At 59.2% G+C, this 25,317-nt stretch carries 23 protein-coding genes and 2 pseudogenes; 16 read left to right on the forward strand and 9 right to left on the reverse strand.

The features are described 5' to 3' along the window. Positions 1–178 precede the first annotated feature (178 nt). A complete protein-coding gene (locus tag MEB48_RS13975) occupies positions 179–2,731 on the forward strand; it encodes a LuxR C-terminal-related transcriptional regulator (protein ID WP_237884776.1) in 2,553 nt (850 codons plus the stop codon). A 145-nt stretch (positions 2,732–2,876) separates the two neighbouring features. Beyond that, entirely contained in the window at positions 2,877–3,200 is a 324-nt protein-coding gene (locus MEB48_RS13980) for a hypothetical protein (protein ID WP_237884777.1), read from the forward strand. Between the two features lie 44 nt (positions 3,201–3,244). Here the strand turns inward: MEB48_RS13980 and MEB48_RS13985 are convergent, their stop codons facing one another. Next, complete coding sequence (locus tag MEB48_RS13985) at positions 3,245–4,036, reverse strand: IclR family transcriptional regulator (RefSeq protein WP_237884778.1); 792 nt, start codon at positions 4,034–4,036, stop codon at positions 3,245–3,247. Between the two features lie 164 nt (positions 4,037–4,200). On the opposite strand from MEB48_RS13985, the gene hmgA reads away from it, so the two are divergent. The 3 genes from hmgA to maiA are packed head-to-tail and all read left to right on the forward strand — an operon-like array spanning position 4,201 to position 7,461. Then, positions 4,201–5,505 (forward strand): homogentisate 1,2-dioxygenase, encoded by a 1,305-nt coding sequence (gene hmgA / locus MEB48_RS13990; protein ID WP_237884779.1) that lies wholly within the window; start codon positions 4,201–4,203, stop codon positions 5,503–5,505. Positions 5,506–5,508: 3 nt separating this feature from the next. After that, entirely contained in the window at positions 5,509–6,813 is a 1,305-nt protein-coding gene (gene fahA, locus MEB48_RS13995; protein ID WP_237884780.1) for a fumarylacetoacetase, read from the forward strand. A 12-nt stretch (positions 6,814–6,825) separates the two neighbouring features. Beyond that, positions 6,826–7,461, forward strand: coding sequence for a maleylacetoacetate isomerase (gene maiA, locus MEB48_RS14000; RefSeq protein ID WP_237884781.1), 636 nt, complete (start codon positions 6,826–6,828; stop codon positions 7,459–7,461). A gap of 93 nt (positions 7,462–7,554) precedes the next feature. Here maiA and MEB48_RS14005 read toward each other — a convergent pair whose 3' ends face one another. After that, positions 7,555–8,358 carry a SirB1 family protein gene (locus tag MEB48_RS14005; protein ID WP_237884782.1) on the reverse strand — a complete coding sequence of 268 codons (804 nt, stop codon included), beginning with the start codon at positions 8,356–8,358 and terminating at the stop codon, positions 7,555–7,557. A gap of 183 nt (positions 8,359–8,541) precedes the next feature. Between MEB48_RS14005 and MEB48_RS14010 the strand changes: the two genes are divergently transcribed. The 4 genes from MEB48_RS14010 to MEB48_RS14025 all read left to right on the forward strand — a co-directional run bounded on the left by MEB48_RS14010 (position 8,542) and on the right by MEB48_RS14025 (position 12,888). Next, positions 8,542–9,561 (forward strand): Glu/Leu/Phe/Val dehydrogenase family protein, encoded by a 1,020-nt coding sequence (locus tag MEB48_RS14010; RefSeq protein WP_237884783.1) that lies wholly within the window; start codon positions 8,542–8,544, stop codon positions 9,559–9,561. A gap of 123 nt (positions 9,562–9,684) precedes the next feature. Continuing rightward, complete coding sequence (gene pdhA, locus MEB48_RS14015) at positions 9,685–10,779, forward strand: pyruvate dehydrogenase (acetyl-transferring) E1 component subunit alpha (RefSeq protein ID WP_237884784.1); 1,095 nt, start codon at positions 9,685–9,687, stop codon at positions 10,777–10,779. Beyond that, positions 10,772–11,758, forward strand: a complete 987-nt coding sequence (locus MEB48_RS14020; RefSeq protein WP_237884785.1) for an alpha-ketoacid dehydrogenase subunit beta — start codon at positions 10,772–10,774, stop codon at positions 11,756–11,758. The genes pdhA and MEB48_RS14020 overlap by 8 nt, the downstream gene beginning before the upstream one ends. 26 nt (positions 11,759–11,784) lie before the next feature. After that, positions 11,785–12,888 (forward strand): dihydrolipoamide acetyltransferase family protein, encoded by a 1,104-nt coding sequence (locus MEB48_RS14025; RefSeq protein WP_237884786.1) that lies wholly within the window; start codon positions 11,785–11,787, stop codon positions 12,886–12,888. 180 nt (positions 12,889–13,068) lie between these two features. Here MEB48_RS14025 and MEB48_RS14030 read toward each other — a convergent pair. Beyond that, positions 13,069–13,308, reverse strand: a pseudogene (locus tag MEB48_RS14030) (YebG family protein); the annotation flags it as partial. A gap of 342 nt (positions 13,309–13,650) precedes the next feature. Here MEB48_RS14030 and MEB48_RS14035 point away from each other — a divergent pair. Further along, positions 13,651–14,151: a phosphate-starvation-inducible protein PsiE gene (locus MEB48_RS14035; RefSeq protein ID WP_007903272.1), complete on the forward strand. Its 501-nt coding sequence runs from the start codon at positions 13,651–13,653 to the stop codon at positions 14,149–14,151. Here the strand turns inward: MEB48_RS14035 and MEB48_RS14040 are convergent. Beyond that, positions 14,148–14,465: a DUF3509 domain-containing protein gene (locus MEB48_RS14040; protein WP_095055647.1), complete on the reverse strand. Its 318-nt coding sequence runs from the start codon at positions 14,463–14,465 to the stop codon at positions 14,148–14,150. The two genes, MEB48_RS14035 and MEB48_RS14040, sit on opposite strands and share 4 nt — an antisense overlap. Positions 14,466–14,754: 289 nt before the next feature. On the opposite strand from MEB48_RS14040, the pseudogene MEB48_RS14045 reads away from it, so the two are divergent. Both MEB48_RS14045 and MEB48_RS14050 read left to right on the forward strand, forming a co-directional pair. Then, a pseudogene (locus MEB48_RS14045) lies at positions 14,755–14,871 on the forward strand (LysR substrate-binding domain-containing protein); the annotation flags it as partial. Between the two features lie 204 nt (positions 14,872–15,075). Further along, complete coding sequence (locus tag MEB48_RS14050; RefSeq protein ID WP_237884787.1) at positions 15,076–15,483, forward strand: HPF/RaiA family ribosome-associated protein; 408 nt, start codon at positions 15,076–15,078, stop codon at positions 15,481–15,483. 109 nt (positions 15,484–15,592) lie between these two features. Here the strand turns inward: MEB48_RS14050 and MEB48_RS14055 are convergent, their stop codons facing one another. Beyond that, positions 15,593–16,468 carry an AraC family transcriptional regulator gene (locus MEB48_RS14055; RefSeq protein WP_237884788.1) on the reverse strand — a complete coding sequence of 292 codons (876 nt, stop codon included), beginning with the start codon at positions 16,466–16,468 and terminating at the stop codon, positions 15,593–15,595. A gap of 139 nt (positions 16,469–16,607) precedes the next feature. On the opposite strand from MEB48_RS14055, the gene MEB48_RS14060 reads away from it, so the two are divergent. Next, the gene (locus tag MEB48_RS14060) at positions 16,608–17,510 is read left to right on the forward strand and encodes a DMT family transporter (protein ID WP_237884789.1); all 903 of its coding nucleotides are present in this window, start codon (positions 16,608–16,610) and stop codon (positions 17,508–17,510) included. 22 nt (positions 17,511–17,532) lie between these two features. Here the strand turns inward: MEB48_RS14060 and MEB48_RS14065 are convergent, their stop codons facing one another. The 4 genes from MEB48_RS14065 to MEB48_RS14080 form a co-directional block, all read right to left on the reverse strand. Beyond that, entirely contained in the window at positions 17,533–18,042 is a 510-nt protein-coding gene (locus MEB48_RS14065; protein WP_237884790.1) for a DUF2165 domain-containing protein, read from the reverse strand. Between the two features lie 168 nt (positions 18,043–18,210). Then, positions 18,211–19,182 (reverse strand): 2-hydroxyacid dehydrogenase, encoded by a 972-nt coding sequence (locus MEB48_RS14070; RefSeq protein WP_237884791.1) that lies wholly within the window; start codon positions 19,180–19,182, stop codon positions 18,211–18,213. Between the two features lie 253 nt (positions 19,183–19,435). Then, positions 19,436–19,690 (reverse strand): DUF6124 family protein, encoded by a 255-nt coding sequence (locus MEB48_RS14075; RefSeq protein WP_237884792.1) that lies wholly within the window; start codon positions 19,688–19,690, stop codon positions 19,436–19,438. Between the two features lie 332 nt (positions 19,691–20,022). Then, the gene (locus MEB48_RS14080) at positions 20,023–20,991 is read right to left on the reverse strand and encodes a LysR family transcriptional regulator (RefSeq protein WP_038979032.1); all 969 of its coding nucleotides are present in this window, start codon (positions 20,989–20,991) and stop codon (positions 20,023–20,025) included. A gap of 282 nt (positions 20,992–21,273) precedes the next feature. Between MEB48_RS14080 and MEB48_RS14085 the strand changes: the two genes are divergently transcribed. From MEB48_RS14085 to MEB48_RS14095, 3 genes are all read left to right on the forward strand, one after another. Further along, the gene (locus tag MEB48_RS14085; RefSeq protein ID WP_237884793.1) at positions 21,274–22,785 is read left to right on the forward strand and encodes an efflux transporter outer membrane subunit; all 1,512 of its coding nucleotides are present in this window, start codon (positions 21,274–21,276) and stop codon (positions 22,783–22,785) included. A 147-nt stretch (positions 22,786–22,932) separates the two neighbouring features. Next, positions 22,933–25,125 (forward strand): FUSC family protein, encoded by a 2,193-nt coding sequence (locus MEB48_RS14090; RefSeq protein ID WP_237884794.1) that lies wholly within the window; start codon positions 22,933–22,935, stop codon positions 25,123–25,125. Continuing rightward, positions 25,115–25,315 (forward strand): DUF1656 domain-containing protein, encoded by a 201-nt coding sequence (locus MEB48_RS14095; protein ID WP_007896379.1) that lies wholly within the window; start codon positions 25,115–25,117, stop codon positions 25,313–25,315. Before MEB48_RS14090 ends, MEB48_RS14095 begins: the two co-directional genes overlap by 11 nt. Positions 25,316–25,317 lie beyond the last annotated feature (2 nt).

A 25,317-nucleotide genomic window follows, 5' to 3' on the forward strand; every position in this document is an offset into this window, starting at 1 on the left:
CAGCCATACCGCCTTCGCGGGCAAGTCGGATCGCCGCACCGCTCGCTCCTACGATAAAGCGAAAAGCGATTCAAACGCCTGACTTTTTATGGTTGCCGATCAGCGTCCTGAATACTTCTCAACAAGCGGTTTGGAGAGGGCTAGGGTGGCCGCACAATTATAAAAAAGGCACGCCGCAATGACCGCCATGACTCCATGTCTGGACCGTTCTGGATTCCTGCCCCGCCTGTCCTCTCATCACCTTTCGCGGGCTCGTTTGAGCGAGCCGTTACTGGCCTCCACAGCCCGGGTGAGATTACTCTGCGCACCCGCCGGCAGTGGCAAGAGCGCGCTGCTCGCCGAATGCCTGTTGCAGGCGCCAACCCAATGCCGAGTGCATTGGTTGGCATTGTCTGGGGTGGCATCGAGCGCGACGGACTTTTGTCATCGTCTGGCAGACACCTTGGGGCTGCCCATATCGGGTGAAACCGAATTGCTCGGCTATCTGGCGCGATTGCAGACACCGACCTGGCTGTTTCTCGATGACTATTGCCGCCTGCCGAACCCGGAGCTGGACTCGCTGCTGGATCGCATGTTGGCGATCAGCAGTCCGATGCTGACTTGGTGGCTGGGTGCTCGCCGTCGGCCGCCCTGCAACTGGCCAAGGTTGCTGCTTGATGATGAGTTGTACGAGTGCGAGAGCGCTTCGCTGGCGTTTACTTCGGGTGAAGTCGAGCAGATATTGCAGCCCTGGATACCGGAACAGGCCAGCAAGGTGGCCAGTCGAATCATTCAGCGCACTGGCGGCTGGTGTGCCGGTGTACGGATTGCATTGCTGCAAAAGTGCGACTGGTCACGTCAGGACAAACCCCTGGGACGGGCGGACACCTTGCTCGATTACCTGGAGCATGAGTTGTTCAGCTCGCTGACGGCTGAGTTGAGCGAGGCCTGGCGCGTACTGGCCCACTTGCCACGCTTCAATGCCCCGCTGTGCGATCACCTGTTCGGGGCCGGGGAGGGCGCTCAATACTTGCGGACCTTGCAAGCGCTGGGCTGTTTTATCGAACCTTGGCGCGACTCCATCGACTGGCTACAGATTTTCACCCCGTTCACCCAGTTGTTGCGCGACGAACAATGGCCGGCGGGACGCTCCTGGCATCGGCGTGCCTGCCAGTGGTTCTGTGCCGAACAGGACTGGAAATCGGCCTTTGAACAGGCGTTGCTCGCTGAGGAATACGAAGTGGCGGTCAGCCTGTTGCAGCACTTCAGTTTCGAGCATTTGTTCGAGGAGCAGACGGTGGTGCTGTTGCTGCGTTTGCATGAGCAGCAAGGTGAGGAACTGACGCTGGGCAGCCCGCAGTTGGTCGGATTGATTACAGCTGCGCTGTTGTTCGCCGGGCGCTTCGAACAGGCCACTGCCTGCATTGCTCATTTGGCGCATTTCACGCCTCAACCCTCGGCGGTGCTTCAGCGTCAATTGATTGCCCGCTGGCAGGCCCTGCAGGGTTGGTTACTGCATTTACAGGGACGAATGGAGACTTCACGCGCGCACTTCCTTGACGCGTTGAATGCGCTCGATCCCGAATGCTGGACAGCACGCCTGATGTGTTTGTCCGGTCTGACGCAACAGGCATTGCTAAGGGGCGAACTTGATGTGGCGCAAGCCCATAACCGCGAGGCACTATGCCTGGCGCGGGCGCAAGGTTCGCTGGTGTTCGAGGGCTTGATCGAACTCGATCATGCGCAATTGCTGGAGCAACGGGGCGCGGCGGTGCGGGCCGAAAGTCTGCTTTGCGACATCGATGAATTGCTTCGCCAGCGTTCCGACCGACCTGCGCCCTTGTTGGGGCGAATTGCGTTGCGGCGTGGGCGGTTGGCCCTGTGCGTGGGCGCAGACGAGCGCGCTGCCGAGTTCTTTCAGGCGGGTCTGGACGATTGCTCGCGCAATCACGACAAGCGCGTGTTGTATGGGTTTCTGGGTCAGGCCCAATTAGCTGCCAACAAGGGCGATTACGCCCAGGCATTCGTCCGGTTGCGCGACGCTGAGCGGCTGATGCAGCAACGGCATATCCCAGACACCGTCTACCGCGGTGTTCTGCTGCAAGTCAGCAGTCAGCTCTGGCTGCAACAAGGTCGCCCGGAACTGGCACACGAGGCCCTGAGCCGCGTGTTGCGTCACTATCGCGGGCCGAATGCTCGGCAGGCGCCGCCGGCGACCCTGGAATTGATTGCGCGGGTCGAATATCAGTTGGTGCTGGCAGAGACCTATCTGCAACAGGCGAAAAATCCGCTGGATCAGCTCAACTCCTTGCTCGATCACGCGCAACGTCATGCCATGCTGGCGCTGGAAGCCGAATTGCACTTTGCGATCGCCGAAGTGGCGGACCTTATCCGCGAAGCCACGCTGGCCAGGTCGGCACTGGAGGCAGGTCTGGAACGGGTGAGCCGCTGCAACTTGCAACAGGCATTGCGCGAATTGCGCCTGCGCCAGCCGAGCCTGCTGTGCCGATTGGTTGAAGATGAACAATTGAATCCCGCCGCGATGGATGCCAACCCGCTGAGCGGGCGAGAACTTGAAGTGTTGGGTCTGATCGCCCTAGGCAACTCGAATCAGCAGATTGCCGAGCAATTGTTTATTTCATTGCATACGGTGAAGACTCATGCGCGACGAATACATAGTAAATTGGGCGCAGAGCGTCGGACGCAAGCCGTTGCTACGGCGAAGAAGTTAGGGCTGATATCGAAAGCTTGATTACAGGGCGGAAGATAAAAGTAGTGAATGTTGATGTAATGAATTCAAACACACCGTCGCGTGCATTAATCACAATTTTAACTAATATGCCTGTCAGCGCCTGAAAGTCAGTTGCTATCAATTATTAATAATGGAGTTCTAAATCATGGAAGATCTGAATATTGATCGGGTGCGTGCCATTCTGCATGCAAAAGTAAGTGGGCGTGGAATCGATGTTGATAAGGTCTATATCAACGGCGCGCAACCCCCTGATAATCAGTTGGTCACGTATTCTCAAACATTGGTATGGGCATTATTTCTACGGTTACAGGACGGCGAGGTTCCGTATTTCGAAGGTGAGCATTTGGGGCTTTTTTCCGAAGCTTATACATTCGATCCGCAGTATCGTTTTAAAGGGCTGGAGTTTGACGAAGTCAATGGGCTGGGTGAAAGTATGGCGAAGATTTTTCTGGCTGAATCGGTGATGTAATGAAAAGCGGTCGTGCGAACGTATGTTCATGCACAACCGCTTTTTTATGCTGTCGGACCCACAGGTTCAAACCCCATTCGCCAACTAACGGCGCGGGTGGCGGATAACAAGCGTTGTGCTGCAGGGCCATTTTCATCGGCGTGAAACAATGAGGTCGGGCCGACGATGGTCAGCACCGCCGCTACCTGGCCGACCGCATTGAACACCGGTGCCGACAACGCATCCACGCCGGGCATCAGCAAACCGTGAACATGGTGCAGACCGCGTTCGCGAATCTGCTCGCACAATGTGGCGTAAATTTGCTCATCGGCCAACGGATGAACGTCGACGGCGCGCACTTCGAGATTGCGCAATTCATCCGTTTCCCGGTGTGGCAAATAGGCACTGAACACCAGCCCCGTCGATGAGCTGAGCAAAGGTAAAACCGAGCCCAATTGTGTGACCACCGTCACCGCGCGCACTGCCGGTTCGATGTGCACCACTGTCGCGCCCTGATTGCCCCATACCGCCAAAAAACAGGTTTCGTTCAGCTCGTCTCGCAACTCGGCCAAGGGCAGGGCGGCGACTTTCAGCACGTCCATACTGTTCAGGGCAGCCAGACCGACTCGAAGCGCTTCACGGCCGAGGCCATAGTGGTTGGTGGCGGTGTTCTGCTCGGCAAAACCGCTGGCGATCAGCGCCTGTAAATAGCGGTGAACCTTGCTCGCCGGCATCTGCACGTGTTCGGCCAGGCGCGACAACGAGGTCGACGGCGACAGCTCGGCAAGCGCCTTGAGGATGTCGGTGCCGACCTCGGCTGAGCGGACTTTCTGTTTACCGTTGCTTTCGCTGGTCATGGAGGCGGTGTGATCCCGGGACGAATGGCCGTCTTTATAGCTTGACGGTCAATACCAATCAAATTACGTTATGCGTAATTGAATTACGATAAAAATAACCCAGGCGTGCCAAGACCTCTTCAGCAGAGTGACAGGCCATTGCCTACTCCCGTTCAGGAGGCTCCATGAACCTCGATTCAACGGCGCCAGCGCTGGCTTATCAGTCAGGCTTTGGCAACGAATTCAGCAGCGAAGCGTTGCCCGGCGCACTGCCCGTCGGCCAGAACTCCCCACAAAAAGCCCCATACGGCCTGTACACCGAACTGTTCTCCGGCACGGCCTTTACCATGGCTCGCAGCGAAGCGCGGCGGACCTGGATGTACCGCATTCAGCCGTCGGCCAATCATCCGGCATTCGTCAAACTGGAGCGGCAACTGGCCGGCGGCCCATTGGGTGAAGTAACCCCCAATCGCCTGCGCTGGAACCCTTTGGACATTCCGACCGAACCCACCGATTTCATCGACGGGCTGGTGAGCATGGCTGCCAACTCGGGCGCGGAAAAACCGGCCGGGATCAGCATTTATAACTACCGCGCCAACCGTTCAATGGAACGGGTGTTTTTCAATGCCGACGGCGAACTGTTGCTGGTGCCGGAACTGGGCCGCTTGCGCATCGCGACCGAACTGGGCGTGCTGGAGCTTGCGCCACTGGAAATCGCCGTGTTGCCTCGCGGGCTGAAATTCCGCGTCGAACTGCTCGATCCGCAAGCCCGTGGCTACATCGCCGAAAATCACGGCGCGCCGCTGCGCCTGCCGGATCTTGGGCCTATCGGCAGTAATGGCCTGGCCAACCCGCGAGACTTCCTGACGCCGGTGGCCCATTACGAAAACCTCAAGCAACCGACCACCCTGGTGCAGAAATTCCTCGGTCAATTGTGGGGTTGTGAGCTCGACCATTCGCCGCTGAACGTGGTCGCCTGGCACGGCAATAACGTGCCGTACAAATATGACCTGCGCCGTTTCAACACCATCGGCACGGTCAGTTTCGATCACCCGGATCCGTCGATTTTCACCGTCCTGACCTCGCCGACCAGCGTGCACGGTCTGGCCAACCTGGACTTCGTGATCTTTCCGCCACGCTGGATGGTCGCTGAGAAAACTTTCCGTCCGCCGTGGTTCCACCGCAACCTGATGAATGAATACATGGGCCTGATCCAGGGCGAATACGATGCCAAGGCCGAAGGTTTCGTACCCGGCGGCGCCTCGTTGCACAGCTGCATGAGTGCCCACGGCCCCGACGGCGAGACCTGCACCAAGGCGATCAACGCTGAACTGGCGCCGGCTAAAATCGATAACACCATGGCCTTCATGTTCGAGACCAGCCAAGTGTTACGCCCGAGCCGATTCGCCCTGGATTGCCCGCAACTGCAAAACAATTACGACGCCTGCTGGGCCACGCTGCCCGCCACTTTCGATCCGACCCGGAGATAACCCATGACTCAGACTTCCATCACTCGTAGCTGGGTTGCCTCCGCCAACGGCCACGCGGATTTTCCGCTGCAAAACCTGCCGTTGGGCGTGTTCAGCGTGAAGGGCACCGCGCCGCGCAGTGGCGTGGCCATCGGCGAGCATATCTTTGATCTGGAAGCGGCACTGGATGCCGGCCTGTTCGATGGCATTGCGAAGAAAGCAGTCGAAGCCACCCGTGGCGGTCAATTGAATGCGTTCTTCGAATTGGGCCGCGATGCTCGTGTCGCTTTGCGCGAACGTCTGCTGGAACTGTTTGCCGAAGGCAGCACCCTGCACGGCAAGATCGAAGCCCAAGGCGCCAAACTGCTGCCGCTGGCGGCGAATTGCGAAATGCACCTGCCGGCGAAGATCAACGATTACACCGACTTCTACGTCGGCATCGAGCACGCGCAGAATGTCGGCAAACTGTTCCGCCCGGACAACCCGTTACTGCCGAACTACAAGTACGTGCCAATCGGCTACCACGGCCGCGCCTCGACCATTCGCCCGTCCGGCACTGACGTTCGTCGGCCGAAAGGCCAGACCCTGCCGGCCGGCCAGACCGAGCCGACGTTTGGCCCGTGCGCCCGTCTGGACTATGAACTGGAACTGGGTATCTGGATCGGTCAGGGCAACGCGATGGGCGACTCCATCGCCATTGGTGACGCCGCCGACCACATCGCCGGTTTCTGCCTGCTCAACGACTGGTCGGCGCGGGACATCCAGGCCTGGGAATACCAACCGCTGGGTCCGTTCCTGTCCAAGAGTTTCATCACCAGCATTTCCCCGTGGGTGGTGACGGCCGAAGCGCTGGAGCCGTTCCGTCGTGCCCAGCCTACGCGCCCGGAAGGCGATCCGCAGCCGTTGCCGTACCTGTTCGACAAACGTGACCAGGCCGCCGGTGCCTTCGACATCGAACTCGAAGTGCTGCTGCTGACCGAATCGATGCGCGAGCAAAATCTGCCAGCCCATCGCCTGACCCTCAGCAACACCCAACACATGTACTGGACCGTTGCACAACTGGTTGCGCACCACAGCGTCAACGGCTGCCAGTTGCAGGCCGGTGATCTGTTCGGTTCTGGCACGCTGTCGGGCCCTGAAAACGGTCAGTTCGGCAGCCTGCTGGAAATCACCGAAGGCGGTAAAAAGCCGATCGAACTGGCGTCGGGCGAGGTGCGGAAATTCCTTGAGGACGGCGACGAAATCATTCTGCGCGCGCGTTGCAGCCGCGAGGGTTTTGCTTCCATCGGTTTCGGCGAGTGCCGCGGCAAAGTGCTGCCAGCACGCTAAGAGGATCGGGTCATGGAACTCTATACCTACTACCGTTCGACCTCGTCTTACCGGGTGCGTATCGCGCTGGCGTTGAAGGGGCTGGATTACCAGGCGCTGCCAATCAACCTGATCGCCCCGCAAGGTGGCGAACATCGGCAGTCGACGTACCTGGGCATCAATCCGCAAGGCCGGGTGCCAGCCTTGCGCACCGATGAAGGCGAGTTGCTGATCCAGTCACCGGCGATCATCGAGTACCTGGAGGAGCGTTATCCACAGGTGCCATTGCTGTCCAAAGACTTCGCCGCCCGCGCCCATGAGCGTGGCGTGGCGGCGGTGATTGGTTGCGATGTTCATCCGCTGCACAACGTCAGCGTGCTCAACAAGCTGCGCCAGTTGGGGCACGATGAGCCACAGGTGGTTGAGTGGATCGGTCACTGGATCAGCCAAGGGTTGGCGACGGTGGAGCAATTGATCGGTGATACCGGTTATTGCTTTGGCGATCAACCGGGGCTGGCGGACGTTTATTTGATCCCGCAGTTGTATGCGGCCGAGCGCTTCAATATTCCACTGGACGCCTACCCGCGAATTCGTCGAGTGGCAGCGCTGGCAGCGACACACCCTGCATTCTTCCTGGCGCATCCGGCGAACCAGCCGGATACCCCTTAAAACTTCACATCGACCCAATGTGGGAGCGAGCCTGCTCGCGATTGAATGTGCCGCCGTCTTCGCGAGCAGGCTCGCTCCCACAAAGGGATGCGATTAATGGACGATGGCATTGGGCGGCAAATGCCCCAGCCGTTCAGTCAGGCGAATCCGCTGGATCGGATCGTCACTGAGCAGCAGCGCATGCTCCAGGTCAAAGCGCTCGGCATTCGGGCAGTCCAGTCGTTGATAGAGGCTGGCTCGGGCCAGATAGTCGGAGGCGCTGGCGTTGCCCAATTCAAGCACACGTTCGGCGTCGATCAGGGCGTCGATATAATCGTCATTCGTGAGGTACAACTGGCGCAGGTTGCGCGACAGCCGTTGCAGCATCTGCACCGGTTCGGCGGTCTGCAAATGCTCGGTGCTGAGCTTCATGTTCGGGCCGTACTGGCGTTGCAGCAGTTCACGGCAATCATTGGGGTACAACCGCCGCCCGCCGCAGGGGTCGAGCAGATGATCGGCACCTTGCACTCGCAGCAGGAAATGCCCGGGAAAGTTGACCCCGACCATGGGAATCTCCAGCCTTCTGGCCAGTTCCAGTGCAATCAGGCCCAGTGCCAACGGCTGGCCTCGCCGACGTTCCAGCACTTTATGGAGCAACGCCACTTGCGGACGCAAGGGCGTGAAGTCGTCCTGAGCGAACCCCAGGTCATTCATTCGCCGCAACAACGGTTGGGCCAACTCACTCACCGGCAGCATCGGCAACCCGTAGCTGACCCGCTGTTGCAGGTCCTTGAAGTCCGCCAGTACCGTCTCGGGATCCAGTTCCTTATCGTGTTCGACGGCCATCCACAGCGCCGCCTCGAACAGCGCGGGCGGTGATTGTTGCAGACAGTCGAAAAAACGTTGGCGCGGGGTCATCAAAATCTCCGGAGAATGCCTCGTTTTAGCCCCGTCACAGGCTTTCGTCCAGTGCTGCACACAGGCGATAACAGGTTATGTCCGAAAGCGTTCAAAGCGGGGCCGCTTATTCCGGCGCGCTTCTGCAATTTTTGTGCGCAAGCCTATACTGGCGACTACAAGAAGTGATTCGGGAGCCCTACGATGTTCGCTCTCATGCAAAGCACTCGCCTTGAATCGCTGCACCTGAGCGTCGATCCGGTCACCGGGTTGAAGGCGGTGATTGCCATCCACAACAGCCGTCTGGGACCTGCCCTGGGCGGGTGTCGTTACCTTGCCTACCCCAGCGATGAAGCCGCGATCGAGGACGCCGTGCGCCTTGCCCAAGGCATGAGCTACAAGGCGGCCCTGGCCGGCCTGGCTCAGGGCGGTGGCGTTGCGGTGATTGTTCGCCCGGCCCATGTGGAAAACCGCGCCGCGCTATTTGAAGCCTTCGGGCGCTGGATTAACGAACTCGACGGTCGCTACATCACCGCCATTGACGCCGGCACCTCGGTGGCGGACATGGATTGCATCGCCCAACAGACTCAATTCGTCACCAGCACCACTGCCGCCGGTGACCCTGCACCGCACGCCGCCATGGGTGTCTTCGCTGGCATCCGCAGCACTGCCATGGCCCGCTTGGGCAGCGATAATCTCAAAGGCTTGCGCATAGCCATTCAAGGTTTGGGCAATGTCGGCTATGCCTTGGCCGAACAGCTACACGCGGCCGGTGCGGAACTGCTGGTCAGCGACATCGATCATGGCAAAGTGCAGTTGGCGATGGAACAGTTGGGCGCTCATCCGATCGCCAACGATGCGCTGCTCAGCACACCGTGCGACATACTCGCGCCCTGCGGCCTGGGCGGTGTGCTTAACAGCAACAGTGTGTCGCAACTGCGTTGCGCGGCGGTCGCCGGTTCGGCAAACAACCAATTGATCCATCTGGAAGTCGCCGATCAGCTGGAACGCCGGGGCATTTTGTATGCGCCAGATTACGTGATCAATGCCGGCGGGCTGATCTACGTGTCGCTCAAACACCGCGGGGAAGAGCTGACGACCATCACCGCGCATCTGTCGAAAATCAGTTCACGGCTGACCGAAGTCTTCGCCCATGCCCAGGCGGAAAAACGTTCCCCGGCCCGGGTGGCGGATGAGTTGGCGGAGAAAGTGCTGTACCGGTGAAACGTCAAACCGATACCGAAAAAGGAGTGAGCGCCTATCCGGCCAACTTGCTCCCCAAGCCCTGCGTCACAAGCGTCGGGCCTGACACATGCACGCCGACTCCCGCGTGCCAGGAGCCCTGTGATGCTTCACAAGGTTGAGTTGCCCTACACCCGTTTTTTATCCCCTGATGGCCAGTTACTCGGCAATCTTCCCGACTGGGCCGACGATTTCAATCTGCTGACACGCCTGTATCGGCAGATGGTCCTGACCCGCCTTTTCGATCAGAAAGCTGTCGCCTTGCAACGCACCGGGCGCATCGGCACGTATGCGCCAACCTTGGGCCAGGAAGCCATTGGCGTCGCGGTCGGCAGCCTGATGCACGCCGAAGATGTACTGATCCCGTATTACCGCGACACCGCCGTGCAATTGATGCGCGGCGTGCGCATGGAAGAAATCCTTTTGTACTGGGGCGGCGATGAGCGTGGCAGCGACTTTTCCGACCCAGCGGTGGCCGAAGATTTCCCGATTTGCGTGCCGATTGCCACCCAGGCCCTGCATGCCTGCGGCGTCGCCAGCGCCTTCAAAATCCGTGGCGAGCATCGAGTCGCCGTCACCACCTGTGGCGACGGCGGAACCAGCAAAGGTGATTTCCTCGAAGCCCTCAACGTCGCGGGCGCCTGGCAGTTGCCGGTGGTGTTTGTGATCAACAACAACCAATGGGCGATCTCGGTACCGCGACGAATCCAGTGCGGCGCTCCGACCCTGGCGCAGAAAGCCATTGGCGCCGGCTTCCACGGCGAGCAAGTCGACGGCAATGACATGCTCGCCGTTTACGACCGCGTGCAAGCGGCCCTCGATCGGGCGCGTCATGGTAAAGGCCCGGTGTTGCTTGAATGCCTGAGCTATCGACTCGGCGATCACACCACGGCTGACGATGCCACGCGTTATCGATCAGCGGACGAGGTCAAGCAAGCCTGGCTCGAAGAACCGATCAAACGGCTGCAACGTTTCATGGCCGGGCAGGGCGTGTGGGACGAAGGCCGTGAACAGGCATTGATCAGCGAATGTCAGGGCTTGGTGCAGCAGGCTGTGGATAACTTCGAAGCGGCGGGCCTGCAGGCGCCGGAATCGGTGATCGATCATGTCTATGCCCAGTGGCCGCAAGCCCTGGCCGAACAGCGTGAAGAGTTTCTCGAACGGGTGGCGCGCCGGACGGGAGGTTCAGGCCATGAGTAACGGCAAGGTGCCGCTGCTGGAAGCGGTGAATCTGGCGTTGCATCGGGCCATGAGCGAAGACGAAAACGTCATCGTCCTCGGTGAAGATGTCGGCGTGAACGGTGGCGTGTTCCGCGCCACGCTGGGCCTGCGCGACAGCTTTGGTTTCAAGCGGGTGATCGACTCGCCGCTGGCCGAAACCATGCTCGGCGGGCTGGTGGTAGGCATGGCCGCCCAAGGCCTGAAACCGGTGGTGGAAATCCAGTTCATGGGTTTCATCTACGCCACCATGGAGCACCTGGTGTCCCACGCCAGCCGCATGCGCAACCGCACGCGCGGGCGGATCACCTGCCCGATGGTGATGCGCACGCCGATGGGCGCAGGGATTCGCGCGCCGGAGCATCACAGCGAAAGCACCGAAGCCCTGTTCGCGCATATTCCGGGGTTGCGGGTGGTGATCCCGTCCTCGCCGGCCCGGGCCTATGGCTTGTTGCTCGCGGCCATCGACGACCCGGACCCGGTGATCTTTCTCGAACCGACCCGACTCTATCGAATGAACCCACAACCGCTGCTGGATGACGGTAAACGCTTGCCGCTGGACAGCTGTTTCACCTTGCGTGAAGGCAGCGACATTACCTTGATCAGTTGGGGCGCCAGCGTGATGGAAACCCTGCAAGCCGCCACGCAACTGGCCGAGCGGGGCGTCTCGGCGGAAGTGATCGACGTTGCCAGTATCAAACCGTTGGACCTCGACACGATGGAGGCCTCGGTGCGCAAGACCGGTCGCTGCGTGATCGTGCATGAAGCGCCACGCTCCTGCGGGGTCGGCGCGGAAATCGCCGCCAGTCTCTACGAACGGGCATTTCTGGAGTTGCAGGCACCGATCCAGCGAGTCACCGCGCCAGACATTCCGCCGCCGCTGTATCGACTTGAATCGCTGTACATGCCCAGCGTCGAAGACATTCTTCATGCTTGTGACATCGTGCTGCACCACCCCTGAAGAAACGCCTGACAGAGGAGGTTGCGATGAAATATTTCAAACTGCCAGATCTGGGCGAAGGCTTGCAGGAGGCGGAAATCGTCCGCTGGCACGTCAAGGTCGGCGATACCGTCAAGGCTGATCAATTGCTGGTGTCAGTGGAAACCGCCAAGGCGCTGGTGGACATTCCCGCGCCTTATGACGGCGTGGTGGCGAAAACATTCGGTAGCGAGGGCGACATTCTTCATGTGGGTGAGCCTTTGCTCGGTTACGAAGGCGAAGCGGATGCGGGCACTGTGGTCGGACGCCTTGAGGGCGGCGGCACGAATCAGGAAGATGCATTTTTCATCGGCGCTGCGCCTTCGACGCGTGAGCATTTGGCGAACCGTGCCACGCCGGCGGTGCGTCAACTGGCTCGGCAGCTCGGTGTTGAACTGAGTGGGTTGACGGGCTCCGGCCAGGACGGCCAGATCACCCGCAGTGACGTGGAAAATGCGGCCCAGACGGAACGCGAACGCTTCGGCGGCGAGAAGCTGCGCGGCGTGCGACGCAGCATGGCACTGAACATGGCCAGGTCCCATGCCGAAGTGGTGCCGGTGACGATTTTTGGGGATGCCGATCTGCATCGTTGGGGGCAGGCGCGAGAACCATTGATTCGTCTGGCCAAGGCCATGGCGGCGGCCTGCGCCGTAGAACCGGTGCTCAACAGCGCCTTCGATGGCAAAACCCTGGCGCTCAAACAACACGAACGGCTTGACCTGGGCATTGCCGTGGATACGCCGGACGGCTTGTTCGTGCCGGTGTTGCGCGATGTCGGTCAGCGCACGGCGGCGGATTTGAAAGAAGGTGTGATGCGCCTGCGCGCCGACGTGCAGGCGCGCTCGATCCCGCCTCAGGAAATGATGGGCGCGACCCTGACCCTGTCGAACTTCGGCACTTTGTTTGGCCGCTACGCCAACCCGGTGGTGGTACCGCCGCAAGTGGCGATCCTCGCCGCCGGGGCGATCCGCGATGAGCCGGTGGCGGTCGAGGGGGCGGTGGTGGTGCATCCGATCCTGCCGCTGTCCCTGACCTTCGATCACCGGGTGGTCACCGGTGGCGAGGCGGCGCGGTTCTTCAAAGCGTTGGTCGAGGCGCTGGAACAACCCTAGACCCAGGTTTCCCGCAGGCATGAAAAAGGCCCTGAGCCATTTGACTCAGGGCCTATTCAATTCGGGCATTGCTTATTTTGGTGTCTTGGCAGCTTTGGCTGGCTTGGTCGGCTCAGCGTCGGCTACTTCAACAGGTGCAGCTGCTTCAACAGGTTCAGTGACCTCGGCGGGTACATTCAGCAGTTCGGACAGTGCGTCCGGCTGGCTCTTGAATGCCTTGGCGAATACATCACGGTTCTTCGCCATGTAAATCCCGGCTTCTTCCACTTGCTGTTCGGTCAGGGACGGAACGGCTTTTTGCAACACTTCAGCCAGCAATTCAGCCAGTTCGAGCATTTTGTCATGACGGTCAGCTTCGGCTTTATCCATGAACAAGCGCTCCAGATCTCGGCTGCTGCGGTATACCACTTCGACGGCCATTCACCACCTCACATGCCTTCACATTAGTTGTCTGTTTCGACTACTGTATTTATATACAGCGAAAAGGATAAGCGAATCCCTGCGGTTTGGGTAGTGGCTTTTGAATGTAGACCGAATTCGGGGTTTGTCATTCGCGGGCAAGCCTCGCTCCTACAAGGATCACCGCTGAACCCTGTAGGAGCGAGGCTTGCCCGCGAAGGCGTCCGTCCTGACGCCACCAACGTGTCTCATATCACGCACTCATCATCTCAACCAACAACCTCTGGCCTTTTTTCTGCATGCAGAACAACCGTCACGTCCAACCCGCATCATCCGCTCGAACCGAGCTAAGGAACCATCATCGTGAAAATCAACTGGGCCGAGAACCTGCGGCAGAATGTGCATCAACTGGCCGAGTCCCTGGGCAACCTGTTCGTCGAGACCTTCCACTACCTGGCACTGTTCGCCATCGGTGCGGTGACCGCCTGGGCGGCGGTGATGGAATTTCTCGGGATGCTCGAACAGGGGCACATCAAGATCGATGACATCTTGCTGCTGTTCATCTACCTGGAACTGGGGGCGATGGTCGGGATTTACTTCAAGACCAACCACATGCCGGTGCGCTTCCTGATCTACGTGGCGATCACCGCACTGACGCGACTGCTGATCTCCAACGTCTCGCACCACAACCCGCCGGACTTGGGAATCATCTACCTGTGCGGCGGGATTCTGCTGCTGGCGTTTGCGATTCTGGTGGTGCGTTACGCCTCGTCGCAATTTCCTTCGGTGAAGATCGAACACCCGCAACGCAAGATCGGTGCGGGTTCCGGTGAGCATCCCGAAGTGGAGAAGGGCGAGATTTAAAGCCCCATTGAAGGTCGGGGCCGGGATTTGACCAAGGGCGGCGGCGGGTTGCGATTGTCGCCGTCGGTCATGGCTTCGAGAATGGCCACGGCGCTGTGGCCCTGTTCGATGGCGATGCCGAATTGAATGCTTTGCACCAGGCGTTTGAGGCGCTTGGGATCATTGCGCTGTTCGGCGCTGATCATCCGTTTGGCCACCACGCGGCCACTTTGGGAGAGGGTCAGCATGATGCTGCCGTCCAGCCCCTGAATGCTCAGGTTGATTTGATAATCCGGTGCAAAGGCATCGGTAATGAGTTGAAAGGGGTTGTCCATGATGCGTCACCGCCTGATTGAACGTGCAGTTGTTGACCGGCCGTGATCGGGATTAGTTCGCCACACCAGACCATCGGCCTTCCCTGTTCATGTACTTTCATCCGTGCAACGCAGGAGGCAAAGCAAGGGGCATGCCGGAAAAATTGTCGAACAATGAACACGGTAAAAAACGGCGGGCAACATGGCCTCACCTTCTTTTTGCCTGCCCGTTTCAGGGCATGAACGAGTAGATGATCGCAGACAGTGCAATCAAACCGACCCGCCACGAACACGTTTGAGGCCTGGATTTTATGCGACGGGCGCGCTGAGTCATCCGGGCGAGCGTGCGGTGCATGACTGGCTGGTGAAAGAGGCGGGGATTTTTCGTGATCTGCATCCGCTGGGGGCGGGTTGTGAGCAATTGTGACTGAAGAGCGGGGCGAGAGAACTCCCGACCTTAACAGCGCTTTTGCCCGTTGTCCGGCTTTTTTTTCGAATCAATATTTATCTTTTTTTAGGGGTTGAATTGTTCAGCGTACAGACCGATTGTGTAACCAAGAGGTCACGGTGATGACGCCCAAGGGGCTAGCTGACCGGCCTCTCGCGAGCTAGCTGAAATAAGGGAAGAACTATGCAAATCCAAGTCAATAGCGATAACCATATTCAAAGCAGCATCCGACTGGAGGAGTGGGTACGTACGACCATTGAGAGCACGCTCGAACGATACGAAGAGGACCTGACCCGCGTCGAGGTCCACCTGCGGGACGAGAACGGCGACAAGCCCGGTCCCCACGATATACGCTGTCAGCTGGAAGCGCGGCCAAAAGGCCACCAACCAATTTCTGTGACTCATAAAGCCGAAAACCTGGAACTGGCGATCGACGGTGCGGCCGAAAAACTCGAACATGCGCTTGAACATCTGTTCGGCAAACTGCGGGGCAAACCACGTGCCGCTGTGGTGCCGTTCGAAAGGCCTACCGCCGATGCGCTGCTGGAAGACGAGTTTCTCGAAAACGAACAGGCTGCGCTCAACGGCTGAGGCCTGATTCACTTTTTACCTTCCCATAGAAAACGGGTCTGCTTATGCAGACCCGTTTTGATTTGGGCGTCTCTATGGCGAGGGGCTTGCCCGCGAAGAGGCTGCTGCGCTAGCGCAAAAACGCCTGCCGATATTCCCCAGGCGTGCCCCCCAAAACCTGGCGAAACCGGTTGGTGAAATGACTCGCACTGGCAAATCCACAGGCCAACGCAATATCCCCTAACGGCTGCGACGTCGAACGCAATAACTCCCGCGCGCGGCTCAGTCGCCGGGCCAACACATACTGATGCGGCGGCAGGCCGAAGCTCACCCGGAACATCCGCGCAAAGTGGTATTCCGACAGTGCACATAGCCCCGCCATTTGCCCAAGGCTGATCGCTTCGGCCAACTGGTTATCGATGAATTCCATAAGTTGCCGCCGCTGATGTGCCGCCAACCCACCCTTGAGGCGCAAGCCCTGACGCATTCCGACTTGGCTGAGCAGCGTATGACTGATCAGTTCGTGGGCCAGACTGCTGGTCAGCAAACGTTCACCGGGCTCGTCCCAGTTGAGTGCGAGTAACTGCCGAAAGCGTTGCGCTTGTTGCGGGTCTTCAAGAAAGGTCTGTTCACGCAATTGCAATTCTCGGGGTTCGCGATCCAACAGCGTCACGCAGCCCAAGGCAAATTGTTCTGCGCTGAAATACAGGTGGGTCAGGCGAATGTCGCCGTTGATCACCCAGCCTGACTCGTGGTCGGCAGGCAGGATGCACAGTTTGTCCGGGGCGCCCTTGTTGTCCGGCTGTCCGCGGCGAAAGGTGCCAGTGCCGCCGGCGATGTAGCAGGAGAGGGTGTGATGGCTCGGAGCTTCGTAGTCCCGTGCATCGTGATGGTTGTTCCACAAAGCCGCAGCCATGCCGTCACCGAGCTCGGCGCTGTGCTCCAGGCGAGCATTGGGCGAGCGGTTGAGGGCTTGAAAGACTTGCAACGTTTCCAGTGCGGCCATGATCGGTTCTCTCCAACGCCTTGCATCCTACTCCGTAGACATTGGCCTGCCAGCCCAATGGCCGACAAAAGCGCAAGTTTATGCAAGTGCAAAAGGGTTTTGCGCCGGACACTGAAGGCCTATTCAGGAGTCTTCAACCATGAACATTTCGCTGTATCTATTGACTGTACTGATCTGGGGCACCACCTGGATTGCCTTGAAATGGCAATTGGGCGTGGTGGCCATTCCCGTGTCGATCGTCTATCGCTTCGGCCTTGCCGCACTGGTGCTGTTCGTGATGTTGCTGCTCAGCCGGCGCCTGCAAGTGATGAACCGTCGCGGGCATCTTATTTGCCTGGCGCAGGGCCTGTGCCTGTTCTGCATTAATTTCATGTGCTTCCTCACCGCCAGCCAATGGATCCCCAGCGGTCTCGTCGCCGTGGTGTTTTCCACCGCCACCCTGTGGAACGCCTTCAATGCGCGGGTGTTCTTTGGTCAGAAAATCGCGCGCAACGTGCTGATGGGCGGCGCGTTAGGCTTGCTCGGGCTTGGCCTATTGTTCTGGCCAGAGCTGGCTGGTCATACCGCCAGCCCCGAAACCTTGCTCGGGCTAGGTCTGGCATTGCTCGGAACCTTGTGCTTCTCGGCGGGCAATATGTTGTCGAGTCTGCAACAGAAGGCCGGCCTGAAACCCCTGACCACTAACGCCTGGGGCATGGCTTACGGCGCGGCGATGTTGACGGTGTGGTGCCTGGTCAAAGGCATCCCGTTCGACATGGAATGGAATGCCCGTTATATCGGCTCGTTGCTGTACCTGGTGATTCCAGGCTCGGTGATCGGTTTCACCGCCTACCTGACGCTGGTCGGGCGCATGGGGCCGGAGCGGGCGGCGTATTGCACCGTACTCTTTCCTGTGGTGGCGCTGAATGTGTCGGCATTTGTCGAAGGCTATCAATGGACGGCGCCGGCACTGTCTGGGCTGGTGCTGGTGATGTTGGGGAATGTGTTGGTTTTTCGCAAACCCGGGTCATTTCGATTGCACAGGGGTGCAAAAACGGCCTGATATATGGCCGTTCGCCAAGGCCTCATTTTTCGTTTTTTAGACTGATGTAAATGAGTGCGGGAAATATAAAGTCGAGTATCTGCGTCGCCCACTCGTTGTAGTTCCAGGCTTCCGATTGATCCATGTTGAACCATTCGACACCGACAACCTGGATGCAGATGTAGTAGACGAATATGGCTACCAATAGTCCAATCAGTGCAAATTTTTTAGCATCGTGGAACGCTTCGGTGCTGGCATTCAACTGTCGGTAAAGTTGATAGGTACCTATCAGGAAAAACACAGTGTAAATAACTTCGAGTGTAATGATGAACCAGTAGATTCGATGGTGAAGCATGGGTGAGGTGATCGCTCGGTAGCCATATTTCAGCTTGTCGCGGGTGGTGTCCATGCTCAGGATATGTGCGACATACTCATAGTTGGCAGGGTAGTCGGTCAAGTTGCTGTACATCATCAATAAGCCAAAAAAACTGATAAATGACATCAATGCCAGTTTGCTGATCCTGATGGTTTTCTGTGTTGTCAGATTGTTCAAGTTTAGACTCTCCAAATGAATGCTTGCCAAGGCAAGTGTTGAGGAGAGTTTATAGGTTGGGTTGCTAATTGGCGTGGTTACTCATTTGCAAGTTGTGTAAGTGCTTGTAGGGCGCGACAAGGATTGAACTAAGTGCGGGCAGAACGTTGAAACGCCTGCCCCAGTTTATTATTTGAAAACTTGTGGGTTTACCAGGTCCTGTGGACGCTCACCCAATAGCGCACTGCGTAAATTGGTCAGTGCGCGATTGGCCATGGCTTCACGGGTTTCGTGAGTCGCGGAGCCGATGTGCGGCAAAGTCACGGCGTTTTTCAGTTGGAACAGTGGAGATTCGGCCAGCGGTTCTTTTTCATAGACGTCCAGCCCGGCGCCGCGAATCCGATTGTTTTGCAGCGCTTCGATCAGCGCCGGTTCGTCCACTACGGGGCCGCGCGCGATGTTCACCAGAATGGCGCTCGGTTTCATCAGCGCCAGTTCACGGTGGCTGATCAGGTGCCTGGTTTTTTCGCTGAGCGGCACCACCAGGCAGACGAAATCGGCTTCGGCCAGCAACTGGTCGAGACTGCGAAACTGCGCGCCGAGTTCCTGTTCCAGTTCGATCTTGCGGCTGTTGCCACTGTAGATAATCGGCATGTTGAAGCCCAGCCGACCGCGGCGGGCAATGGCTGCGCCGATGTTGCCCATGCCGACTATCCCTAAGGTTTTGCCATGCACATCACTACCGAACAACGGAGCGCCGACGGTGGCTTGCCATTGGCCGGCCTTGGTCCAGGCGTCCAGCTCGGCGACCCGGCGGGCGCTGCTCATGAGCAAGGCGAAGGCCAGGTCGGCGGTGCTTTCGGTGAGGACGTCGGGGGTGTTGGTGAGCATGATCCCGCGTTCGTTGAAGTAGGCGAGGTCATAGTTGTCGTAGCCGACGGAGACGCTGGAAACCACTTCGAGTCTGGCCGCGTTCTCCAGTTGCGCGCGGCCGAGTTTGCGACCGACACCGATCAGACCGTGGGCGTGCGGCAGGGCTTCATTGAACTGGGCGTTGATGTCGCCGTTTTTCGGGTTCGGCACGATCACGTCGAAGTCTTGTTGCAGACGTTCGATCATCGGCGGGGTGATACGGCTGAAGGCGAGGACGGTTTTTTTCATTGGAGGCGGCTCGTCGGGCTTGGAGAATGCCAAGCACGCTAACATTCTTCCCGGACATTTTGCGAGTCTCGGACCGCCGGGTGTACGCCATCAAAACCTGTAGGAGCGAGCGGTGCGGCGATCCGACTTGCCCGCGAAGACGGCCTGACAGCCAACCAATTTCTTGCGGATCGTGCGCGATGGCGGTGTGTCAGGTGACATAGATGTTGAATGTTAGAAAGTCTTCGCGGGCAAGCCTCGCTCCTACAAGGGATCAGCTGTGTGGCGGTACGTCGATGTTATCCAGCGCCCGATTCACCGCCAGTTCGCCCTGCATGATGACCTGCTGGATGCCGAGCATGGTGTTGCGATGAGTGCCTTCGAGAAACCCGGCGAAGTCACTGGCCATGACGCTGGCCGAGGCGAGGGATTCGCAGGCGTAGACCAATAAGGTTTCGGTGGTGGCGTCGGGGGCAACCTGGAACAAGTGGCTGGGTATGTGAGGGGGATTTGGCGTCGGCTTGAACATAAGTGCATTACTCCATACTGGGATTAATGGAGCTGCCACTTTTGTTTTCCAGACAAAGGGTGGCAGCCGTGCGCGGACTGGAAAAACCGGTCAATCCCACCAAAACCCGGCAGACCCGAAGGTCTCCCGCGCACAGCCGCCATAACATAGCGAGCAAAAAAGCGCCGCAGTATGCCATGTGCTGAGGTAAAGAATTGATCCAGGTTTTCCAGACCTGATCGCTGATGCGTCAGCGACCCCCAAAGCCTACCCATCTCCCGTCCCACACACCAACCGTCAAAACTCGTCGGAAACATCCCAGAACATTGGCGATTTGTAGGACCGTCTGTAGCTCAATTCGCCACCCGAACCCCTCCCAGACTCCCACTCAACTCATACGCCGCCAATTCCGCCTGATGCGCCGCCAATATCTCCGGCAACGACCCACGCAAGTACTCGACCCACGTCTTGATCTTCGCATCCAGATATTGCCGCGAAGGATAAATCGCATACAAATTCAACTCCTGCGAACGGTAGTTCGGCATCACCCGCACCAGCGTGCCATTGCGCAAGCCTTCAATCGCCGCATACACCGGCAACACCCCAACCCCCATGCCACTGGTGATCGCGGTCTTCATCGCATCAGCCGAATTCACCAAAAACGGTGAGCTGTTGATGGTGACCATTTCCTGGCCTTCAGGGCCGTCGAAGGTCCATTTTTCCAGCGGGATGACCGGGCTCACCAGGCGCAGGCAGGCGTGGTTGAGCAGATCGCTGGGTTTGTGCGCGCAGCCGTTGGCTTTCACATAGGCCGGCGATGCGCAAACGATGCTGTAGGTGATGCCCAAACGCTGGGAGACGAAGCCCGAGTCCGGCAGTTCGCTGGCGAGCACGATGGACACGTCGTAGCCCTCGTCGAGCAGATCCGGTACGCGGTTGGCCATGGTCAGGTCGAAGGTTACGTCCGGGTGGGTTTTGCGATAGCGGGCGATGGCGTCGATCACGAAGTGCTGACCGATGCCAGTCATGGTGTGCACCTTGAGTTGCCCGGCCGGACGCGCGTGGGCGTCGCTGGCCTCGGCTTCGGCTTCTTCGACGTAGGCCAGGATCTGCTCGCAACGCAATAGATAGCGCTTGCCGGCCTCGGTCAGGGCGATGCGGCGGGTGGTGCGGTTGAGCAGGCGGGTTTGCAGGTGGGCTTCCAGGTTGGAGACCGCGCGCGAGACGTTGGCCGTAGTGGTGTCGAGTTGCACGGCGGCGGCGGTGAAGCTGCCGGCCTCGGCCACGTAACTGAAGGCGCGCATGTTTTGCAAAGTGTCCATGGGGTGCTCTCGGGTTCGATGGCAAATTGTGACACGAAGTTTCTGCTTTTTTACAGACGACTAAAGATGGACCACGGGATTATCGCGTTAACGGTAACAAAGATTCACAAGAATCCCGGCTTATCGCCATTCCGGTCCACCTCTAGAATCACGCCTGTTCTTGTAGGAACGAGGCTTGCCCGCGAAGGGAGCGCTGCAGTGGGTGTGCATGACCGCGGTGTTCCCTTCGCGGGCAAGCCTCGCTCCTACAGGATCTCCCCTCTATTTCAGGAATTTGCAGCAGTGCCGCGTCGCATCAACAGAGCGCTCAAGACGCTCGGTATTTTGGCTTTAACCCTGGCAATCAGCGGCTGCATCGGAACCGGCGGTATTGCCCCACAGGGCAAGACACTGGAAGCCAATTCATTGGCCACCGACGACGCCATTCAGAGCGCCAAGCAGGACGCTCATTGGCCCACCACCCAATGGTGGCAAGCCTACGGCGACCCGCAACTGAACCGCTGGATCGACCTCGCCCTGCAAGGCAGCCCGAGCATGGCCATGGCTGCGGCGCGAGTGCGTCATGCCCGGTCCATGGCCGGCATTGTCGAGTCCGCTGAGTCGCTGCAGATCAATGGCCAATCCACCCTCAAGCGCCACAACTGGCCCACCGATCAGTTCTACGGCCCTGGTGAGTTGGCCAACACCACCACCTGGGACAACAACGCCGCGCTGGGTTTCAGCTATGCCCTCGACCTCTGGGGCCGCGAAAGCAACGCCACCGAGCGCGCGGTAGACATGGCCCACATGAGCGCCGCCGAGGCGCGGCAGGCCCAGCTCGAATTGCAGAACAACATCGTCCGCGCCTACATCGAGCTCTCGTTGCATTACGCGCAACGGGACATCATCGCGGCAACGTTGAAGCAGCAACAGCAAATTCTCGACTTGGCGCAAAAGCGCCTGGATGGCGGCATCGGCACGCATTTCGAAGTCAGCCAGGCCGAAACGCCATTGCCGGAAACCCATCGGCAAATCGATGCACTGGACGAGGAAATTGCGCTAAGCCGCAATCAACTCGCCGCTTTGGCCGGCAAGGGACCGGGGGAGGGCGCGCAGTTGCAACGGCCAACGCTGTCGTTGGGCGCGGCGCTGAAGTTGCCGTCGTCGCTGCCGGCGCAATTACTCGGTCAACGCCCGGACGTGGTTGCCAGTCGCTGGCAAGTGGCGGCGCAGGCGCGGGGTATCGATGTCGCCCACGCGGGTTTCTACCCCAACGTCGATCTGGTCGGCAGCCTCGGCTACATGGCCACCGGCGGTGGAGCGCTGGAGTTCCTCACCGGCAAGAAACTCAACTACAGCGTAGGTCCTGCGATTTCGTTGCCGATTTTCGATGGCGGCCGTTTGCGTGCGGAGCTGGGCGAAGCCTCGGCGGGTTATGACATCGCCGTGGCGAAGTACAACCAGACGTTGATCAACGCGCTGAAAAACATCTCCGACCAGTTGATTCGCCGCGAGTCGATGGACAAGCAACAGGCGTTCGCCATCGAGTCGGTGGCCACGGCGCAGAAGACCTACGACATCGCGATGATCGCTTATCAGCGAGGGCTCACGGATTACCTCAACGTACTCAATTCGCAGACCTTGTTGTTCAAGCAGCAGCAGGTGCAGCAGCAGGTTCAGGCTGCCCGGTTGAGCGCTCATGCGCAATTGGTGACTGCTTTGGGCGGAGGCCTCGGCGCTGGCAACGACGTGCCGGAAGACAGCCAGACCGATGCACCGAAAACTCCGGTCCTGTTTAAGAGCCTCCCGAATTGAACACGAACCTGTGGGAGCGGGCTTGCTCGCGAAGAGGGAGTGTCAGTCAATGCTGATGTTGCCTGACACACCGCTTTCGCGAGCAAGCCCGCTCCCACAGGTTCCGAGTACTCGCCGCATACCCCTCGACCAATGAGCAAAATTCCCATGACTCCCTTGCCCGCACCTTTGCGCTGGCTGTATTCCCTTGAATGGCGCCGGGGTTTGTTCGACTGGGCGCGCAGCGATGGCGTGACCTGGGTTTACATCTTCAAGGTGCTGCTCGCCGCCTTCCTGACCCTGTGGCTGGCCATGCGTCTTGAGTTGCCGCAACCGCGCACCGCGATGATCACCGTATTCATCGTCATGCAACCGCAAAGCGGCCAAGTGTTCGCCAAGAGTTTCTATCGCTTCCTCGGCACGTTGGCCGGCTCGGCGGTGATGGTCGCGTTGATTGCCTTGTTCGCGCAGAACACCGAACTGTTCCTTGGCTCGCTGGCGATCTGGGTCGGCCTCTGCTCGGCCGGCGCGGCGCGTTATCGCAACTTTCGCGCTTACGGATTTGTGCTCGCCGGGTACACGGCGGCGATGGTCGGGCTGCCTGCGTTGGCTCACCCCGATGGCGCGTTCATGGCGGCAGTCTGGCGCGTATTGGAAATCTCCCTGGGGATTCTCTGCTCGACGCTGGTGAGCGCCGCGATCCTGCCGCAAACCGCCAGCGCTGCGATGCGCAATGCCTTGTATCAGCGCTTCGGCGTATTTGCCTTGTTCGTCACCGATGGCTTGCGCGGTCGCAGCCGGCGCGAGGCGTTTGAAGCGAACAACGTGCGGTTTATCGCCGAGGCAGTGGGCCTGGAAGGGCTGCGCAGCGTGACGGTGTTCGAAGACCCGCACATGCGTCGGCGCAATGGCCGGCTCAGTCGTTTGAACAGCGAATTCATGGGCATCACCACGCGCTTCAATGCGCTGCATCAATTGCTCGAACGCCTGCGCAGCAGCGGCACCGATCACGTTGTCGCGGCGATCAAACCGGGCTTGCAGGACCTGGCCGAAATGCTCGACGGTTTCAGCGGTCGCGCCTTGACCAGCCCCGACGCTGCACGCCTGGCCACCGCGTTGGCGACCTATAAGGAACACTTGCCGGCGCGCGTGCGCAGCCTGCGGGCGACCTTTCAGGAAAGTGATCCGAGCGATGCCGAGCAGCTGGATTTCCACACTGCCTACGAGCTGCTTTATCGCTTCGTCGACGACCTGCACAGCTATGCACAGACCCATGCGTCGCTGGCCGATCACAGCCACGAACGTGAACGCTGGGACGAGCCCTTCACCCCGCAAACCAACTGGCTGGCCTCGGCGGCGTCGGGTATTCGCGCAGCATTCATTCTCGTGGTACTCGGCAGTTATTGGGTGGCCACCGCGTGGCCGGGCGGCGCGACCATGACCTTGATCGCTGCCGCCACGGTCGGTCTTTCAGCGGCGACACCGAACCCCAAACGCATGGCGTTTCAGATGGCCTGCGGAACGTTGATCGGGGCACTGATCGGCTTCGTTGAGATGTTTTTCATCTTCCCCTTGATCGACGGCTTTCCATTGCTCTGCGTGATGCTCGCGCCAGTGATCGTGATCGGTGCGTTCCTGACTTCACGGCCGCAATACGCCGGGGTTGGCCTGGGGTTGCTGATCTTCTTCAGCACCGGTTCGGTGCCGGATAACCTCACGGTTTACAACCCTTACGCCTTCATCAACGACTACATCGCGATGATCCTGGGCATGCTGGTGTGTGCGGCGGCCGGGGCGATCATTTTGCCGCCCAATAGCCGCTGGTTATGGCGGCGGCTGGAGCAGGATTTGCGCGGGCAAGTGGTGTACGCCATCAGCGGCAAACTCAAGGGCCTGGCGTCGAGTTTCGAAAGCCGTACTCGCGATCTTTTGCATCAGGCCTACGGCCTCGCAGCGGGACAGCCCCAGGTGCAAAGGGACTTACTGCGCTGGATGTTCGTGGTGCTGGAAGTCGGCCACGCGATCATCGAGTTGCGCAAGGAACAGGCGATTCTGCCGGTGCACCCGGCCTACGCCGAATCCCGGCCGTGGCGCCAGTCAATCCGGTTGATGGGACGTTCGCTGGTGCGACTGTTTCTGCAACCGAGCCCGGGCAATCTGGAGCGTGCTTTGGTCGCGGTCGATCACGCGATCAGCTGCGTGCAGGCCACCGATGAGCCCTTCGCGCCGCACTTCGATACCTCTGCCTTGCGTCGGGTGAAGAGCTACTTGCACTTCATTCGTACCTCTTTGCTAGACCCCCAGTCACCGCTCGCTGCCTACACGAAAACCGAGCCCCAAGGACTTGAACATGCCTCGTGAAATCGCCTTCCACGGCGTGTACATGCCGACCATGACCCTTATGTTTTTCATTGCGGCTGCGCTGGCCTGGGCGCTGGACCGGTTCCTTTCCGGGTTCGATCTGTACCGCTTCTTCTGGCACCCGGCGCTGCTGCGCCTGAGCCTGTTTACCTGTCTGTTCGGCGCCCTGGCGCTGACTGTTTACCGTTGACT

The sequence above is a fragment of the Pseudomonas sp. PGPR40 genome (genome assembly GCF_022014505.1).
Taxonomy (GTDB): domain Bacteria; phylum Pseudomonadota; class Gammaproteobacteria; order Pseudomonadales; family Pseudomonadaceae; genus Aquipseudomonas.

What these genes read in the sequence shown, in the direction of transcription:
- MEB48_RS14070 (WP_237884791.1), bottom strand. Translation starts at nt 19,182, where the DNA reads ATGAAAAAAACCGTCCTCGCCTTCAGCCGTATCACCCCGCCGATGATC.
- MEB48_RS14075 (WP_237884792.1), bottom strand. Translation starts at nt 19,690, where the DNA reads ATGTTCAAGCCGACGCCAAATCCCCCTCACATACCCAGCCACTTGTTC.
- MEB48_RS14055 (WP_237884788.1), bottom strand. Translation starts at nt 16,468, where the DNA reads ATGGCCGCACTGGAAACGTTGCAAGTCTTTCAAGCCCTCAACCGCTCG.
- pdhA (WP_237884784.1), top strand. Translation starts at nt 9,685, where the DNA reads ATGCTTCACAAGGTTGAGTTGCCCTACACCCGTTTTTTATCCCCTGAT.
- MEB48_RS14050 (WP_237884787.1), top strand. Translation starts at nt 15,076, where the DNA reads ATGCAAATCCAAGTCAATAGCGATAACCATATTCAAAGCAGCATCCGA.
- maiA (WP_237884781.1), top strand. Translation starts at nt 6,826, where the DNA reads ATGGAACTCTATACCTACTACCGTTCGACCTCGTCTTACCGGGTGCGT.
- MEB48_RS14095 (WP_007896379.1), top strand. Translation starts at nt 25,115, where the DNA reads ATGCCTCGTGAAATCGCCTTCCACGGCGTGTACATGCCGACCATGACC.
- MEB48_RS14040 (WP_095055647.1), bottom strand. Translation starts at nt 14,465, where the DNA reads ATGGACAACCCCTTTCAACTCATTACCGATGCCTTTGCACCGGATTAT.
- MEB48_RS14060 (WP_237884789.1), top strand. Translation starts at nt 16,608, where the DNA reads ATGAACATTTCGCTGTATCTATTGACTGTACTGATCTGGGGCACCACC.
- fahA (WP_237884780.1), top strand. Translation starts at nt 5,509, where the DNA reads ATGACTCAGACTTCCATCACTCGTAGCTGGGTTGCCTCCGCCAACGGC.
- MEB48_RS14005 (WP_237884782.1), bottom strand. Translation starts at nt 8,358, where the DNA reads ATGACCCCGCGCCAACGTTTTTTCGACTGTCTGCAACAATCACCGCCC.
- MEB48_RS13975 (WP_237884776.1), top strand. Translation starts at nt 179, where the DNA reads ATGACCGCCATGACTCCATGTCTGGACCGTTCTGGATTCCTGCCCCGC.
- hmgA (WP_237884779.1), top strand. Translation starts at nt 4,201, where the DNA reads ATGAACCTCGATTCAACGGCGCCAGCGCTGGCTTATCAGTCAGGCTTT.
- MEB48_RS14025 (WP_237884786.1), top strand. Translation starts at nt 11,785, where the DNA reads ATGAAATATTTCAAACTGCCAGATCTGGGCGAAGGCTTGCAGGAGGCG.
- MEB48_RS14090 (WP_237884794.1), top strand. Translation starts at nt 22,933, where the DNA reads ATGACTCCCTTGCCCGCACCTTTGCGCTGGCTGTATTCCCTTGAATGG.
- MEB48_RS14010 (WP_237884783.1), top strand. Translation starts at nt 8,542, where the DNA reads ATGTTCGCTCTCATGCAAAGCACTCGCCTTGAATCGCTGCACCTGAGC.
- MEB48_RS14020 (WP_237884785.1), top strand. Translation starts at nt 10,772, where the DNA reads ATGAGTAACGGCAAGGTGCCGCTGCTGGAAGCGGTGAATCTGGCGTTG.
- MEB48_RS13985 (WP_237884778.1), bottom strand. Translation starts at nt 4,036, where the DNA reads ATGACCAGCGAAAGCAACGGTAAACAGAAAGTCCGCTCAGCCGAGGTC.
- MEB48_RS14080 (WP_038979032.1), bottom strand. Translation starts at nt 20,991, where the DNA reads ATGGACACTTTGCAAAACATGCGCGCCTTCAGTTACGTGGCCGAGGCC.
- MEB48_RS13980 (WP_237884777.1), top strand. Translation starts at nt 2,877, where the DNA reads ATGGAAGATCTGAATATTGATCGGGTGCGTGCCATTCTGCATGCAAAA.